This is a genomic window from Streptomyces sp. ATLC9 (genome assembly GCF_057196705.1).
This window is the reverse complement of sequence record NZ_JBXUOY010000116.1, coordinates 1-15,076: the sequence shown is the minus strand read 5'-3', so window position 1 is coordinate 15,076 and position 15,076 is coordinate 1. Positions and strand designations below refer to the sequence as shown.

Genomic DNA, 15,076 nt, shown 5'->3' with positions numbered 1-15,076 from the left:
GCCGGAGAGGGAGCCGGCGGTGCCGACCGGCGGCGAGAGGAGCCCGCCCGCCCCGGCCGTCACGCTCGCCGCCGGGGCGGGCGAGACCTGTCCTTCCCTGAACGGCGCGGGCAGCATCCCGCTGCCGACCGCGATGGCGGCCCCGCCGAGCACCCCGCCGAGCGCCAGCGCGGCGACACCCACCCGCAGAGGGCGGCCGAGTGACCGCAGGCGGCAGCGGCGCCCGGGGGTTCCGGCACCGGCTCTGACCCCGTCATCGGCCCCGGACCGTGCCCGGGCTGCCCGGAAGGCCGCCAGCGCGGCGGCCTCTCCGGGCAGCTCACCGTCGTCACGCGCGCCGGGCACGGCGGCACGACCGGCTGTGGCCGCAGTGGTCGCGGGGACGGCGGCGAGTCCGTCGAGAGCCCCGGCCAGCGCCGATCCCCCCGGTTCGTCCGCGGACGGCGAGGAGTGGGCCGACCGGCCGCGCAGCAGACGCTCCGCGGCTTCCTCGTCCAGCCAGCTGTACCGGTCGTCGGCCCTCACGTTTCCCTCAGCGTCCGCCCGGCCTTTTCCGTCACACTCCGTGCGGCTCCGGCCTTGGGTGCGGGCGCCCCGTCGCCGGGTCCCTCCTCCCCCTCCAGCAGTTCGGCCAGCTTCCGCAGGCCCCGGTGCGCGGCGGTGCGGACCGCGCCCGGTCTCTTGCCCAGCACCCGCGCGGCTCCCTTGGCGTCGAGGCCGACGACGACCCGGAGTACGACGGCCTCGGCCTGGTCGCGCGGCAGCCGGGATATCAGTGCCATGGTGTGACCGGTGCCGATCGATTCCAGGGCCTCGTCGAAGGTGTCGGATCCGGCGGGCAGCACCGCCAGTTCGTTGTCGTCGTCGACCGGGCTGGAGACGGGCCGCCGCCCGCGCGCCCGGATGTGGTCGAGCGCGCGGTTACGGGCGATCCGCGCCGTCCAGCCGCGGAAGCGGTCGGCGTCCCCGTCGAACCGGCCGATGTCCCGGGCGATCTGCAGCCACGCCTCGGAGGCGACGTCCTCCGCGTCCGCGTCCGGGACCAGCGTCCGCACGTACCCCAGCAGGCGGGGGTGCACGGCGCGGTAGACGGTGCGGAAGGCGCATTCGTCCCCCTCCCGCGCCGCCCGCACCGCTGCGGTGAGTTCCGCGTCTTCCCCCTGCACGCCTTAGTCCTGCCCCACTTCGCGATGTAGCGCTCGCCCGTGCCCCTGGCCGGGCGCGGTCCCGCCGTGATGCTTCGATCTGCGTCGATGTGAAGCAGAACGCTACGACCTAGGGTGCGCTCCCGTCCATGCGGACGGATCGGTAGTTACCGAGTTGAAGGCGAGGAGGACACGGGGACGGGTGACGGAGAAGAAGCGGAGGGAGTGTGCGGGCGGGGAGTAACAGTTTTCGGCCGCCCGGCGCTGAGGAGTGTGACGGACCTCGCTCGGCGCGGCGGTCCGCACTCGACGACGGCCGGGGTCTCTCCTGTGGGGGGTGGCGACCCCGGCCGTCTTCGCGTTTCCGGCCCGGTCGCGGCCCGCACCGCAACGGTTGAGCACCCGCGTGTTCCCCAGAGTGACATCTCCTCTACGGTGAGCGCTTACCGAAGGGTCCCGTGACAGACGCGGGGCGAGCGAGTCTCCGGATGAGCGATCCGGATGACAAGGGGCGGGACTTGGGTCCGCGAGGAAAACGAACGCACAGAACATCGAGTCCGAGGAGACGGACCCGGCTGGCCCCGGGTGCCGTCGCCGTGGCCGGTCCGCCCGGGGACGAGGGGAGCCCCGTGGCCGCGTCGCCGGTCAGGGTGTACTCCGTGAACCTGAGGACCGGGGTCGAGGGGCACGGCGGCGTGACCCGCCGCGACACCGGGCCGTTCAGTCCGCCGGACATCTCCCGGCCCCGGGCGACGGCGGATATCGGCGGCCGGGCCGAAGTGCGCACCCGCGACGCCGAGACCGGCCGGTGGACACCGTGGCAGGAACCGGATCCGGACATCCACGTGCCCGAGGGCGAGGAGGGCCGGGAGGCCACGGCCCGCACGGGAAGGGACCGGACCCCCTTCCGCCTTCTCCCGTGCGGCGCAGGGGCGTCCACGCTCGCGCCGCACCGTCCCCCACGCGGGATCCGCCCGTGGGGGGCGGTGTGTCGACGCGCCGCGCGGGAGCGTGGAAGGATCCCTTTCGTGAGTGATGCGGCGGACGGCGGCAACCGGCTCCATCCGGAGCACACCGGGGATCTGAACGCTGCGGTTCTCGGCGTGCGACGGGGCGACGAGACCGCCTTCCGCGCCGTCTACCGCTGCCTCAACCCCGAGCTCCTGCGCTACGCGGCCGTCATCGTCGGCCAGGACGCGGAGGACGTCGTGGCCGAGACGTGGTTACAGATAGCCCGGGACGTGCTGCGTTTCGAGGGGGACGGCGCCTCCTTCCGCCGTTTCGCCCTGGCCGTCACACGGAACCGGGCCCGGGACGTCCTGCGCCGCAGAAAGCGGCGTGTGCAGGAGATCGCCGTACCGACCGACGAACTGCCCGAGCCACGCGCGTCCGGCGCCCCCGGCGGTGAGGCCGCCCCGGACGCGGCGGAGGTCGCCGGGGCGGAACTGTCGACACGTGAGATCGTCTCCCTCATCGGCACCCTGCCCGTTCCACAGGCCGAGGCGGTACTTCTGAGGGTGGTTCTGGACCTTGACACCAAGAGCACGGCCGAGATCCTCGGCAAGCGGCCGGGTGCGGTGGCGATGGCGCTGTCACGCGGTCTGAGGAAACTGGCCCGGCTGGTGGAACGGCCCGAGGCAACGGCGGTACGGAGGTGAACGACCCGATGCGGGACGGGGAGGAAAGCGCCCGGGTGACCGAGGCCACGCTGCGCCGACTGATCGCGGAGGGCTCCCGGCCGGCTCCCGGCCCGCGGGGCTCGGGTGACATGCCGTCGGACGACGGCCTGCGTGCCCTCGCGGCACTCCTCGACGCCGCGGTGCCGCCGCCGGGCTCCGGTGTGCTCAAGGGCGAGGAGGAGGCCCTGGCCGCCTTCCGGGCGGCTCGCGACGGGCGGGCGGCCGCCGCGGCTCCGGCGGCCGGTCCGCGGGGACGTCTCGCCCGGCTGGCGCGGCGTCTGGGCCGGACGCGTACGGGCGCGCTCGGCGTGGCTGCGGCCGCCCTCCTCGGCAGCGGGGTGGCCGTGGCCTCCGGCGGGGTCCCGTTCCTGCACGGCGACGGCCCCGACTCCGGGAGCGGAGTCTCCCGGGCACCGGACACCGTCTCGGCCCCTTCCCGCCCCGCCTCCCCGAAGGCCCCCACGACCGGGGAGGCCGGCCCGGCCTGGCCGCGCTCCGGCGGCTCCGCTCCCGGAGCCGTGCCGCCCTCGGAGGCGCCGTCGTGGATCGTCGCGCTGTGCCGGGCCCAGCAGCGGGACGCGGGCGTCCCGGACGGCGCCGAGCGGAAGCGGCTGGTCACCGCCGCGGGCGGAAGCGACCGGGTCGCCGCGTACTGCGACGCGGTCCTGGAGAGCCCGGCGGCGCGGCCGTCCCCCGCCGAAGGCGGCTGGGGCGGCGGTAACCCCGGCAGCGGCGACGGCGGTGGCGGGAACAGCGCGGCGCCGGACACCCCGGACCAGCCCGGCCAGGCCCCCGGCAACACCGATAGCACCGGCAACACCGGCAACGGCCGGGAGAACGCCAACTCCGGCGGCGGGAACGGCAACGGCAACAGCGGCGGCGGCAACGGCAACGGCGCGGGCAACCCGGGCAACCCGGGCAACCCGGGCAACGGGAACGCCGCCGGTCAGGGCAACGCCGGTCAGGGCAACGCCGGTCAGGGCAACGCCCGCCCGGGCAACGGCAACAGCGGCGGCGGTCAGGAGAACGCCAACAGCGGCGGCGGGAACGGCAACGCCAACTCCGGCGGCGGCAACGGCAACGGCGGCGGCGCGGGCAACCCGGGCAACGGGAACGCCGGCGGCCGGGGCAACGGCAACGGCGGTGCCCGGGCCGAAGCGGTACGGGCCCGCCCCGCGCCCGCCCCGCAGGGGGGCGCCGTCCACTGACCCCGCCGGGGCGCCCCGCAGGCCGGGCGGGCGCCGACGTAGGGTCGGGCCATGGATCTGCGACTGCCCAGGCCCCGCGGACGGCTGCTCGCGGCGGTGGCCGCCGTCGCCGCCCTCGTGGGGGGCGGTGTGTGGGCGGCCCTTCCGGACGACGCCCCCGCCGTGCACCACACCGAGCGGAAGCTCACCCTGCCCGCATCACCGGAGGCCGGGGACGGCGGGAACACCGTCCGGATCGACACCTCCTACTTCACCGCCGGCGACCCCGAAGCCCGCCGCCCCGCGGTCCTGCTGGGCCACGGCTTCGGCGGCAGCAAGGCCGAACTGCGCGACCAGGCCGAGGAGCTGGCCCGCTCCGGGTACGCGGTGCTGACCTGGTCGGCCCGCGGCTTCGGCGCCTCCACCGGCCGGATCGGGCTGAACGACCCCGACCGGGAGGTCGCCGACGTCAGCGCCCTGATCGACTGGCTGGCGAAACGGCCCGAGGTCCGCCTCGACGGCGAGGGCGACCCCAGGGTGGGCGTGGCCGGCGCCTCCTACGGCGGCGCGGTCTCGCTGCTGGCCGCCGGGTACGACGAGCGGGTCGACGCCGTCGCCCCGCGCATCACCTACTGGGACCTGTCCCAGGCCCTCTTCCCGGACGGCGTCTTCAAGGAGCTGTGGACCGGGATCTTCTTCACCACCGGCTCCACCGTCTCGGGCAGCGGCGCCCCCACGGCCGGGCCGGCCTCCGAGCGGGCGGGCTGCGGCCGGTTCACCACGGAACTGTGCGCGATGTACGAGCGGGTCGCCGTCGCCGGGGAACCGGACGAGGAGGCGCGCGAGCTGCTGCGCGAGCGCAGCCCGGCGGCCGTCGCCGACCGCATCGACGTACCGGCGCTGATCGTCCAGGGCCGCTCCGACTCGCTCTTCCCGCTCGGCCACGCCGACGCCATGGCGAAGGCGATCCGCTCCAACGGCGCGCCGGTGGCGGTGGAGTGGATCGCGGGCGGTCACGACGGCGGCCCGTCCGAGGACGAGCGGCTGGACGACCGCACCCGCGCCTGGTTCGACCGCCACCTCAAGGGCGAGGAGGGCGTGGACACCGGCCCGGCCTTCCGCGTCACCCGCGCCGGCGGCATGGACACCACCGACGGCGAGACCCGGCTGCGGGCCGCCACAGCCGAGCGCTACCCCGGCCTGGCCTCCGGCGGACGGACCGTGGAGCTGCGGGGGCGCGGGCAGACCTTCGCCAACCCGGCCGGCGGCGGCCCGCCCGCCGTCTCCGCCGTCCCCGGCCTGAGCGCCGTGGGCGGGCTGTCGGACCTGGGGGTCGGCCTGTCGGTGGACTACCCCGGCCAGCACGCCCGCTTCGAGTCGGCGCCACTGACCGAGGCCGTTCAGGTCACCGGCGCTCCCTCGGTACGCGTGGAGGTCGCCTCCACGTCCGGGGAGGCGGTGCTGTTCGCCAAGGTCTACGACGTGGGCCCCGACGGACGCCAGGTGCTGCCCTCCCAGCTGGTGGCGCCGCTGCGGGTCACCGGGGCCGGGGAGGGCCGGGACGTGGAGGTGCGGCTGCCGGCGATCGATCACCGCTTCGAGACCGGGCACCGCATGCGGGTGGTGTTCTCCGCCACCGATCTGGCCTACGCCTCGCCGGTCGAGCCCGCCGCCTACACCGTCTCCCTCGCGGGGGGCGGGCTGAGCGTTCCGACCGCGCCCGGCCTGGCCGCCCCGGCGGCCGGCACCCCGTGGTGGGTGTGGGGCATGCCGTCGGCCGGCGCGGCCGTGGCGGCGGTGCTGCTGCTGACCGGTCGCCGCCGCGGGACCGCGCCTGCCGGGCCCGCCGCCGTGCCGCGGGCGGGCTCCGCACCCGAGGACGTCCCACTGGAGATCACCGGCCTGTCCAAGCGGTACGCGGGCTCGGCCGACCGCTACGCGGTGCGCGACCTGTCCTTCCGGGTGGAGCGCGGCCAGGTACTCGGCCTGCTCGGCCCCAACGGCGCCGGCAAGACCACCACCCTGCGGATGCTGATGGGCCTGATCACACCCGACAGCGGTGAGATCAGGGTCTTCGGCCGGGTGATCCGGCCCGGCGCGCCCGTGCTGTCGCGGGTCGGCTCGTTCGTCGAGGGCGCCGGCTTCCTGCCGCACCTGTCGGGCCGGGCCAACCTGGAGCTGTACTGGCGGGCCACCGGCCGTCCCGAGGAGGACGCCCGCACCGAGGAGGCGCTGGAGATCGCCGGGCTCGGCGACGCCCTGGAGCGCGCGGTGCGAACTTACTCCCAGGGCATGCGGCAGCGGCTGGCGATCGCCCAGGCCATGCTGGGCCTGCCGGACCTGCTGATCCTGGACGAGCCGACCAACGGTCTGGACCCGCCCCAGATCCGGGAGATGCGGGACGTGATGATCCGCTACGCGGCGGCCGGCCGTACCGTGATCGTCTCCAGCCACCTGCTGGCCGAGGTCGAGCAGACCTGTACGCATCTGGTGGTCATGGACCGCGGCGAGCTGGTGCGGGCGGGGCCGGTGGAGGAGATCACCGGCTCCGGCGACACCGTGCTCGTCGGGGTGCGGGGCCCGCTTCCGGAAGCGCTGCCGGAGAAGGTGGCGGCCCTGCCCGGCGTGGGTTCGGCCGTCGCCGTCGACGAGGGGCTGCTGGTGCGGCTCGACGGCGCCACCACCACGCAGCTGCTGACCGAGCTCCTGCGGCTGGAGGTGCCGGTGGAGCGCGCCGGGCCGCACCGTCGCCTGGAGGACGCCTTCCTCACCCTGATCGGAGGGGAGTCCCGATGACCGCCACCGCCCCTATTCCTCCCCCCGCCGCGCCCGTGCCGGGCCCGTCCGGTGCGGACCCCTCGGGCGCGGCGCCCGGCTACCACCCGCGGCGCACCCTGCCGCTGCGGGTGGAGGCGGTGCGCCAGCTGCGGCGCCGCCGCACCCTGGTGACCGGCCTGGTGCTGGCCGCGCTGCCGCTGGTGCTGATCGCGGCCTTCGCGATCGGCGGCGAGCCCGAGCGCGGCGGCCGGCGCATCAACCTGATGGACACCGCCACCGCCTCCGGGCCGAACTTCGCCGCCATGGCGCTGTTCGTCTCCGCCGGCTTCCTGCTGGTGGTGCCGGTGGCGCTGTTCTGCGGCGACACGGTGGCCTCCGAGGCGAGCTGGTCCTCGCTGCGCTATCTGCTGGCGGCCCCCGTGCCGCGCTCGAAGCTGCTGCTGAGCAAACTGGCGGTGGCGCTGGCGTTCAGCGCGGCGGCGATGGCGCTGCTGCCGCTGGTGGCGCTGGCCGCGGGATCGGCGGCGTACGGCTGGGGCCCGCTGGAACTGCCCACCGGCGGCACACTGCCGGCGGGCGAGGCGCTGGGCCGGCTGGCGCTGGCGGTGGCGTACGTCTTCGTGGGCCAGCTGGTGACGGCCGGGCTGGCGTTCTGGCTGTCCACGGTCACCGACGCGCCGCTGGGCGCGGTCGGCGGCGCGATCGGGCTGACGATCGTGGGCAACATCCTGGACGCGGTCACGGCGCTGGGCGACTGGCGGGAGCTGCTGCCCGCGCACTGGCAGTTCGCCTGGGCGGACGTCTTCCAGCCGGAGCTGGAGACGGGCGGGATGCTGCGGGGCGCGTCGGTGTCCGTGGCATACGCGCTGGTGCTGTTCGCCCTGGCCTTCCGCCACTTCCGCGCCAAGGACGTCGTCTCGTGAGCCGCCTGCCGGACGGTACGGCCCTCTCCCCTACGTCACCCGGTCCGACAGGGCCCGGAAGTCCTCCCACTCCAGGGCGGGTGGGGAGGGGTCCCACAGCTTCTGCGCCACGGCCCGCAGCGGCATGCGCACCCCCCGGGCGACCTCGGCCGTCGTCTGCGCGCCCGACAGGTCGCACCAGACGGCCAGCCGCCCGCCCACCACGCGGTCCGGCCCGGTCAGCTCCGCCGGCTCGGGCTCGGTGCCGCGCAGCACGGCCGGGGTCCACTCCTCGTAGATCCGCTCCCCGGTCGGGTAGGTGAACTCGTTGGGCTCGCCGAGGACGTAGTAGAGGTACTCGTCGTTGAGGTTGACCACCTCCCAGCCCTCGCGCAGGTACTCCCCGGGCGGCCGGGCGCCGATCTCCTTGCCCGTCCAGTAGGCGACCTGCCGGGGGCGGCTCGGTTCGACGACCCCGCCGGCGTGCTGTCCGTCGTTCCACACCTGGGGTGTGAAGCCCGCCTCGCGCACGGTCTCGGCGCGGTCGTTGAGCCAGGCCGCCGCCAGGTCCCGCACCCGGGCCCGGGGCCCGTGCTCGCGGCGGGCGGTCCCGGCCAGCTCCGGGTAGGCGGCCTCGGGGTCGGAGCGCGTCAGTGCCCGGTACTCGTCGCCGCCCAGGTGCCAGTAGGGACCGGAGCCCGGCTGGTCGCGGAAGAGGGGCGCGTACTCGCGCAGCAGGTCGTCCACCAGGCGCGCCGAGCGAGGGTCGGAGATGTCGATCGCGCCGGGCGCCGGATCGCCGTCGGTGTCGCGGAGCCGGAGCTCGGGGTGGGCGTCGAGCACCGCGCCGAGGTGGCCGGGCGAGTCGATCTCGGGGATGACGGTGATGTGCCGGGAGTTGGCCAGTTCGACGATCCGGCGCAGTTCGTCCTTGGTGAGGTGGGGGTCGGAGACGACCTCGGGGTGGGAGTCGCTCTCGACGCGGAAGGCCTGGTCGTCGGAGAGGTGGAGCTGGAGCTGGTTGAGCTTGAGGTCGCCCATCTCGCGGATGCGGTCCTCGATCCACTCCGCGCCGAAGTGCTTGCGGGCGATGTCGAGCATGAAGCCGCGCTGCGGGCGGTCGGGCCAGTCGCGGACGGTGCCGCGGGGGATCGAGCCGCCGCCGCGGAGGGCCTGCAGGAGGGTGCGGGTGCCGTAGAAGACGCCGGCGTCGGTGCGGCCGGTGACGGTGACCCGGCCGGTGTCGGCTCTCAGCATGTATCCCTCGCGGCCTCCGTACCCCTTGTCGGAGTTGGCGGAGTCCAGCCTCAGCTCGATGTCGCCGGGCCCGGCCGGCCCGCCGGAGTGCTCCACGTCCAGCTCCCCGGCGAGCAGCTCGGCCTCGTCGGCGAGCGGCCCGCCGGGGTCGGCCACGACGCGGGTGCCGGGGGCGGGCTGCCAGCCGACGCCGGGCTCGGGTGCCCACCGGCGTACGGCGGGGACGGTGGCGGGAGCGGCGGGCAGGGTGGCGGCGGGCACGTCCGGGGTCCTGCGGGTGCCCTCGTCCGGTTCCCCGCCGTCGCCCGTGCCGTCCGGCAGTACGAGGAGTGTGACGGCCGTGACGGCGGCGGCCGCTCCCGCCACGGCCGTGACGGCGGCGGTCTTCCTGCGGGGGTTGCGTCTGCGCCTGCGTCCCATGAGGTGACCGTATTGCCCCTTTCCAATCCTTGTCCGTCAATCATGCGCCCGGGACTCATCTCGTCCGGGTGAAAAGAATCTCCCCGCCGACCGCTTCCCCCCTCTTGTCGTTACCGTGGCGTCATCTTCCGCGCACGATCACTCCGGCGACCCAGGCAACCCTGGCCACACCGGCCACCTCCGTCACCCGCACTCCCGTGTCCCGCGACGTCCCGACGTCTCCCCGCGCCCGAGGAGCCCATGCGCCTGCCCCCTCAGCGAAGCGAGGCAACGCCGCTCCACCGCCTCAACAACGCCTCCCCCGACGACCTCCGAAGCTCCCTGCTCGCCTGCTGCGGCAGCCGGAGGTGGGCGGAGAACATCGCCGGCCACCGGCCCTACCCGGACGTGGAGGCGCTGCTCGCCGCCGCCGACGAGGCCAGCTACGACCTCACCGACGAGGATCTGTCCGAGGCCCTGGCCCGGGAGCCCGCCGCCGGAGCCGGGCACGGCGGCCCGCTGTACGGCGGGCGGCACATCGCCATCACCGGCCCCGGCGCGCTCGCCGCGCACACCGCCCTGCGCGCCGCCCACGCCGCGTACGAGAGCCGTTTCGGCCACGCCTTCGTGCTGTGCGTGGACGGGGTGCGCGAGGAGGAGGCGCTCGGCCACGTCCTCACCGCGATCCGCACCCGGCTGGGCAACGAGGCCGAACAGGAGCGCGCCGTGGCCGCCGAGGAGCTGCGCCGCGTCGCACGCGGCCGGCTGCTGCGGCTGGCCCGGGAGGGCACGCCCCCGGACCCGCCCCGGCAGCCGCCCCGCCCCGCCGAACCAGGGGCCCGCGCACCGGCCCCGGCCGGTACCACGGCACTCCGCGGGGCTCCTAGCCCGTCCGTGCCTGATTGATCACATCTGACCCCCCGGGGGAACCGTACCGACAGGACGTCGTTACCATGGCCATCGGCCGGTGGACCGTACCCGGCCGGGCCAGACCGACACCGAAGCCGGCCGGCCCCGTAAACCGCTCCCGGAGGGTATTTCCGTGCCGGCTGGAACGCTGTACCGCGGCCGGGAAGGCATGTGGTCCTGGGTGGCTCACCGAGTCACCGGCGTCCTCATCTTCTTCTTCCTGTTCGTGCACGTCCTGGACACGTCGCTCGTCCGCGTCTCCCCCGAGGCCTACGACGACACCGTGGCGGTCTACAAGACGCCCATCGTCGCGCTGCTGGAGTACGGCCTCGTGGCCGCCATCCTCTTCCACGCGCTCAACGGCCTTCGGGTCGTCGCCGTCGACTTCTGGTCGAAGGGCACCAAGTACCAGCGCCAGATGCTGTGGACCGTCATGGGCATCTGGATCGTGCTGATGATCGGGGCGCTGTACCCGGTCCTCGGGCACGCCGTGAGCGAGCTGTTCGGGAGCTGACGACATGGCCTACGACGTAGACAACCCCGCCCCCGTCATCGAGCCGCCCCGGGCTCGCACCAGCCGGACGCCCAGGAAGTTCACGCCCGGCAACTTCGAGATGCACGCCTGGCTGTTCATGCGGCTGTCCGGCATCGTGCTGGTCGTGCTGGTGATCGGCCACCTGCTGATCCAGCTCGTCCTGGACGGCGGCGTCAGCAAGATCAACTTTGCCTTCGTGGCCGGTCGCTGGGCCTCGCCCTTCTGGATGACCTGGGACCTGCTGATGCTGTGGCTGGCGATGCTCCACGGCGCCAACGGTCTGCGGACCGTCATCAACGACTACGCCGAGCGTGACGGCACCCGCTTCTGGCTGAAGATGCTGCTGTACACCGCCACGGTGTTCACCGTCCTGCTGGGCACGCTGGTGATCTTCACCTTCGACCCGAACATCCGCTAGAGCCGGGGCTGAGGCGCTTTCATCATGAAGACCCACAAGTACGACACCGTCATCGTCGGCGCCGGAGGCGCCGGGATGCGCGCCGCCATCGAGGCGACCAAGCGCAGCCGCACCGCGGTGCTGACCAAGCTCTACCCCACCCGCTCCCACACCGGCGCGGCCCAGGGCGGCATGGCCGCGGCCCTCGCGAACGTCGAGGAGGACAACTGGGAGTGGCACACCTTCGACACGGTCAAGGGCGGTGACTACCTGGTCGACCAGGACGCCGCCGAGATCCTGGCGAAGGAGGCCATCGACGCCGTCCTCGACCTGGAGAAGATGGGCCTGCCGTTCAACCGGACCCCGGACGGCACCATCGACCAGCGCCGCTTCGGCGGCCACTCCCGCAACCACGGCGAGGCCCCGGTGCGCCGGTCCTGCTACGCCGCGGACCGCACCGGTCACATGATCCTCCAGACGCTGTACCAGAACTGCGTCAAGGAGGGCGTGGAGTTCTACAACGAGTTCTACGTCCTGGACCTGCTGATGAGCGAGGTCGACGGGGTCAGGCGCACCGCCGGCGTCGTCGCCTACGAGCTGGCCACCGGCGAGATCCACGTCTTCCAGGCCAAGGCGGTCGTCTTCGCCTCGGGCGGGAACGGCAAGTTCTTCAAGGTCTCCTCCAACGCGCACACCCTGACCGGCGACGGCCAGGCCGCCGCGTTCCGCCGGGGCCTGCCGCTGGAGGACATGGAGTTCTTCCAGTTCCACCCGACCGGCATCTGGCGCATGGGCATCCTGCTCACCGAGGGCGCCCGCGGCGAGGGCGGCATCCTGCGCAACAAGGACGGCGAGCGCTTCATGGAGAAGTACGCGCCCGTCATGAAGGACCTGGCCTCGCGCGACGTCGTCTCCCGCTCGATCTACACCGAGATCCGCGAGGGCCGCGGCTGCGGCCCCGAGGGCGACCACGTCTTCCTGGACCTCACCCACCTGCCGCCGGAGCAGCTCGACGCCAAGCTGCCGGACATCACCGAGTTCGCGCGCACCTACCTGGGCATCGAGCCGTACACCGACCCGATCCCGATCCAGCCGACCGCGCACTACGCGATGGGCGGTATCCCGACCAACGTCCAGGGCGAGGTGCTGGCCGACAACACCACGGTGGTGCCGGGCCTGTACGCGGCCGGCGAGGTCGCCTGCGTGTCCGTGCACGGCGCCAACCGCCTGGGCACCAACTCGCTGCTGGACATCAACGTCTTCGGCCGCCGGGCGGGCATCGCCGCCGCCGAGTACGCCTCGACCGCCGGCTACGTGGACCTGCCGGAGGACCCGGCCGCGTTCGTCCGGGGCCAGGTCGAGGCGCTGCGCTCCTCGGAGGGCACCGAGCGGGTCACCGAGATCCGCAAGGCGCTCCAGGAGACCATGGACAAGAACGTCATGGTCTTCCGCACCGAGCAGACGCTCAAGGAGGCCGTCGAGGAGATCGCCTCCCTGCGCGAGCGGTACAGGAACGTGTCCGTCCAGGACAAGGGCAAGCGCTTCAACACCGACCTGCTGGAGGCCATCGAGCTGGGCAACCTGCTCGACCTGGCCGAGGTGACGGCCGTCTCCGCGCTGGCCCGCAAGGAGTCCCGCGGCGGCCACTACCGCGAGGACCACCCCAACCGCGACGACGTCAACTTCATGCGCCACACCATGGCGTACCGCGAGGTGGGCGCCGACGGCACCGAGTCGATCCGGCTGGACTACAAGCCGGTCGTGCAGACCCGCTACCAGCCGATGGAGCGTAAGTACTGATGGCCACTCCCGTCATGGAGAAGTCCCAGGCCGGTGCCGACGGCACGGCCGCGGACTCCCCCTACATCACCGCGACCTTCCGGATCCGCCGCTTCAACCCGGAGGTCTCCGACGAGGTCACCTGGCAGGACTTCGAGCTGGAGATCGACCCCAAGGAGCGCGTCCTGGACGCCCTCCACAAGATCAAGTGGGAGGTCGACGGCACGCTGACCTTCCGGCGCTCCTGCGCGCACGGCATCTGCGGCTCCGACGCGATGCGCATCAACGGCCGCAACCGGCTGGCGTGCAAGACGCTGATCAAGGACATCAGCCCGGAGAAGCCGATCACGATCGAGCCGATAAAGGGGCTCACGGTCCTCAAGGACCTGGTGGTCGACATGGAGCCGTTCTTCCAGGCCTACCGCGACGTGATGCCCTTCCTGATCACCAAGGGCAACGAGCCGACCCGCGAGCGCCTGCAGTCCGCCGAGGACCGCGAGCGCTTCGACGACACCACCAAGTGCATCCTGTGCGCCGCGTGCACCTCCTCGTGCCCGGTGTTCTGGAACGACGGCCAGTACTTCGGCCCGGCGGCGATCGTCAACGCGCACCGCTTCATCTTCGACTCCCGCGACGAGGGCGGTGAGCAGCGTCTGGAGATCCTCAACGACCGCGAGGGCGTCTGGCGCTGCCGCACCACCTTCAACTGCACGGAGGCCTGCCCGCGCGGCATCGAGGTCACCAAGGCCATCCAGGAGGTCAAGCGGGCGCTGATCACGCGCCGCTACTGACATCCCCCTCCGGGCCGCCCGCCACGGGTGGCCCGGGGCCCGGAGAAGCGGTGAGGGCCCGCACCCTTGAAGGGTGCGGGCCCTCACGTATACGCCGCCTCGGAACCGGGAGACGGCGCCGGGCTCCGACCGCACTCATGCGACGCGCACCTCGACAGGAGCGGTGATCACGTCGGTGACCTCGGGCGCGGGAGCGTCCTCGAAGCAGGCTTCCAGCGCCTCGCGCGGGTTCTCCGGGGGCTCCTCGACGGTCTCGCCCCGGGATGTGACCTCCACCTGGAGGCAGCGTGCCACGGACCACCCGCCCTCGCGAGTGACCGCAGCGGTCAGGTGCGGTGCGCCGGCCGTTATGCCGCCGGTCCGGCACGCACCATCCCGGCCGGGCACCGGCTCTCCGAACCGTCACCCGCGCCGGGCACGGCTCGTCCGGGGGAGGACACGGACCGCGCGCTCGGAGAGTTCCCGTCACGTGCCCGGACAGGGGAAGTCGGGCGCGGCGCAGAGGTGTCAGGCCTGCTCGGAGGCGAGTTCGACGACGGTGATGTCGGATTCGGCGCCCACCCGCACCGGCGGGCCCCAGGCGCCCGCGCCGCGGCTGACGTAGAGCTGGGTGTCGCCGTAGCGCTCCAGGCCGGCGAGGGTGGGGTTGGCCAGGCCGGCGAGGTAGGTGGCGGGCCACATCTGGCCGCCGTGGGTGTGGCCGGAGAGCTGGAGGTCGACGCCGTGGTCCACCGCGTCGTGGATCATGACCGGCTGGTGGGCCATGAGGACCACCGCACGGGAGGCGTCGCGGTCGCCGAGGGCCCGGGCGAAGTCCGGGCCCTGGCCCTCCCTCTCGCCCGCGAGGTCGTTGACGCCGGCCAGGTCGAAGTGGCGCAGCTCGCGGCGGGCGTTCTCCAGCGGCTGAAGGCCCAGCTCACGGACGTGGTCGATCCACTCGTCCGCGTCGCCGAAGTACTCGTGGTTGCCGGTGACGAAGTACGAGCCGTCGCGCGAGCGGAGCCGGGCCAGCGGTTCGGCGGCGCTGCCGAGCTCGGCGACGGTGCCGTCCACCAGGTCGCCGACGACGGCGACCATGTCGGCGTCGGCCCGGTTGATGGTGTCCACGATCCGCTGGGTGTGGGCGCGGCCCAGGACGGGACCGAGGTGGATGTCGCTGACGACGGCGATGCGGTAGCCGTGGGCGGCCCTGGGCAGCTTGGCCAGGGGGACGGTGACGCGCTTGAGCTTCGGGCCGCGCATCACGCCGTACGTGCCGTAGCGGACCGTCCCGGCCGCGGCTACGCCCGCGGCCGCGGCCACCGTGCGGGCCACGAAC

The 15,076-nt window shown here is 73.8% G+C and carries 13 protein-coding genes and 1 pseudogene; 9 read left to right on the top strand and 5 right to left on the bottom strand.

Translation table 11 applies throughout. The features are described from left to right. Positions 1-525: pseudogene (locus AC2CJA_RS14195) on the bottom strand (hypothetical protein); the annotation flags it as partial. After that, positions 522-1,166, bottom strand: a complete 645-nt coding sequence (locus AC2CJA_RS14190; protein WP_484603060.1) for an RNA polymerase sigma factor — start codon at positions 1,164-1,166, stop codon at positions 522-524. The pseudogene AC2CJA_RS14195 and the gene AC2CJA_RS14190, both read right to left, overlap by 4 nt. Before the next feature lie 1,007 nt (positions 1,167-2,173). Here AC2CJA_RS14190 and AC2CJA_RS14185 point away from each other — a divergent pair. The 4 genes from AC2CJA_RS14185 to AC2CJA_RS14170 are packed head-to-tail and all read left to right on the top strand — an operon-like array spanning position 2,174 to position 7,712. Continuing rightward, positions 2,174-2,803, top strand: coding sequence for an RNA polymerase sigma factor (locus AC2CJA_RS14185; RefSeq protein WP_484603059.1), 630 nt, complete (start codon positions 2,174-2,176; stop codon positions 2,801-2,803). 35 nt (positions 2,804-2,838) lie between these two features. Further along, positions 2,839-4,032, top strand: a complete 1,194-nt coding sequence (locus tag AC2CJA_RS14180; RefSeq protein ID WP_484603058.1) for a hypothetical protein — start codon at positions 2,839-2,841, stop codon at positions 4,030-4,032. 51 nt (positions 4,033-4,083) lie between these two features. After that, a complete protein-coding gene (locus tag AC2CJA_RS14175) occupies positions 4,084-6,807 on the top strand; it encodes an alpha/beta fold hydrolase (protein ID WP_484603057.1) in 2,724 nt (907 codons plus the stop codon). Continuing rightward, positions 6,804-7,712: an ABC transporter permease gene (locus AC2CJA_RS14170; RefSeq protein WP_484603056.1), complete on the top strand. Its 909-nt coding sequence runs from the start codon at positions 6,804-6,806 to the stop codon at positions 7,710-7,712. The genes AC2CJA_RS14175 and AC2CJA_RS14170 overlap by 4 nt, the downstream gene beginning before the upstream one ends. Positions 7,713-7,742: 30 nt before the next feature. Here the strand turns inward: AC2CJA_RS14170 and AC2CJA_RS14165 are convergent, their stop codons facing one another. Next, the gene (locus tag AC2CJA_RS14165) at positions 7,743-9,368 is read right to left on the bottom strand and encodes a beta-N-acetylhexosaminidase (protein WP_484603055.1); all 1,626 of its coding nucleotides are present in this window, start codon (positions 9,366-9,368) and stop codon (positions 7,743-7,745) included. A 240-nt stretch (positions 9,369-9,608) separates the two neighbouring features. Between AC2CJA_RS14165 and AC2CJA_RS14160 the strand changes: the two genes are divergently transcribed. The 5 genes from AC2CJA_RS14160 (at position 9,609) to AC2CJA_RS14140 (ending at position 13,758) form a co-directional block, all read left to right on the top strand. Continuing rightward, complete coding sequence (locus AC2CJA_RS14160; RefSeq protein ID WP_484603054.1) at positions 9,609-10,253, top strand: 2-oxo-4-hydroxy-4-carboxy-5-ureidoimidazoline decarboxylase; 645 nt, start codon at positions 9,609-9,611, stop codon at positions 10,251-10,253. Positions 10,254-10,389: 136 nt separating this feature from the next. Next, entirely contained in the window at positions 10,390-10,770 is a 381-nt protein-coding gene (gene sdhC / locus AC2CJA_RS14155; protein ID WP_093661581.1) for a succinate dehydrogenase, cytochrome b556 subunit, read from the top strand. 4 nt (positions 10,771-10,774) lie between these two features. Next, on the top strand, positions 10,775-11,209 hold the full coding sequence (locus tag AC2CJA_RS14150; RefSeq protein WP_093661579.1) for a succinate dehydrogenase hydrophobic membrane anchor subunit: 435 nt from the start codon (positions 10,775-10,777) through the stop codon (positions 11,207-11,209). Positions 11,210-11,233: 24 nt separating this feature from the next. Continuing rightward, complete coding sequence (gene sdhA, locus AC2CJA_RS14145; protein ID WP_484603053.1) at positions 11,234-12,988, top strand: succinate dehydrogenase flavoprotein subunit; 1,755 nt, start codon at positions 11,234-11,236, stop codon at positions 12,986-12,988. Continuing rightward, complete coding sequence (locus AC2CJA_RS14140) at positions 12,988-13,758, top strand: succinate dehydrogenase iron-sulfur subunit (protein ID WP_484603052.1); 771 nt, start codon at positions 12,988-12,990, stop codon at positions 13,756-13,758. Before sdhA ends, AC2CJA_RS14140 begins: the two co-directional genes overlap by 1 nt. A gap of 135 nt (positions 13,759-13,893) precedes the next feature. Here AC2CJA_RS14140 and AC2CJA_RS14135 read toward each other — a convergent pair whose 3' ends face one another. Together AC2CJA_RS14135 and AC2CJA_RS14130 are read right to left on the bottom strand one after the other, a co-directional pair. Further along, positions 13,894-14,034 carry a hypothetical protein gene (locus AC2CJA_RS14135; protein WP_484603051.1) on the bottom strand — a complete coding sequence of 47 codons (141 nt, stop codon included), beginning with the start codon at positions 14,032-14,034 and terminating at the stop codon, positions 13,894-13,896. 231 nt (positions 14,035-14,265) lie between these two features. Then, positions 14,266-15,076, bottom strand: an 811-nt coding sequence (locus AC2CJA_RS14130; protein WP_484603050.1) for a metallophosphoesterase, incomplete at its 5' end; no start/stop codon positions are given.

Excerpts from the sequence above, each read along its gene's own strand:
- AC2CJA_RS14165 (WP_484603055.1), bottom strand. The coding sequence starts at position 9,368 with ATGGGACGCAGGCGCAGACGCAACCCCCGCAGGAAGACCGCCGCCGTC.
- AC2CJA_RS14170 (WP_484603056.1), top strand. The coding sequence starts at position 6,804 with ATGACCGCCACCGCCCCTATTCCTCCCCCCGCCGCGCCCGTGCCGGGC.
- AC2CJA_RS14150 (WP_093661579.1), top strand. The coding sequence starts at position 10,775 with ATGGCCTACGACGTAGACAACCCCGCCCCCGTCATCGAGCCGCCCCGG.
- AC2CJA_RS14160 (WP_484603054.1), top strand. The coding sequence starts at position 9,609 with ATGCGCCTGCCCCCTCAGCGAAGCGAGGCAACGCCGCTCCACCGCCTC.
- sdhA (WP_484603053.1), top strand. The coding sequence starts at position 11,234 with ATGAAGACCCACAAGTACGACACCGTCATCGTCGGCGCCGGAGGCGCC.
- AC2CJA_RS14175 (WP_484603057.1), top strand. The coding sequence starts at position 4,084 with ATGGATCTGCGACTGCCCAGGCCCCGCGGACGGCTGCTCGCGGCGGTG.
- AC2CJA_RS14140 (WP_484603052.1), top strand. The coding sequence starts at position 12,988 with ATGGCCACTCCCGTCATGGAGAAGTCCCAGGCCGGTGCCGACGGCACG.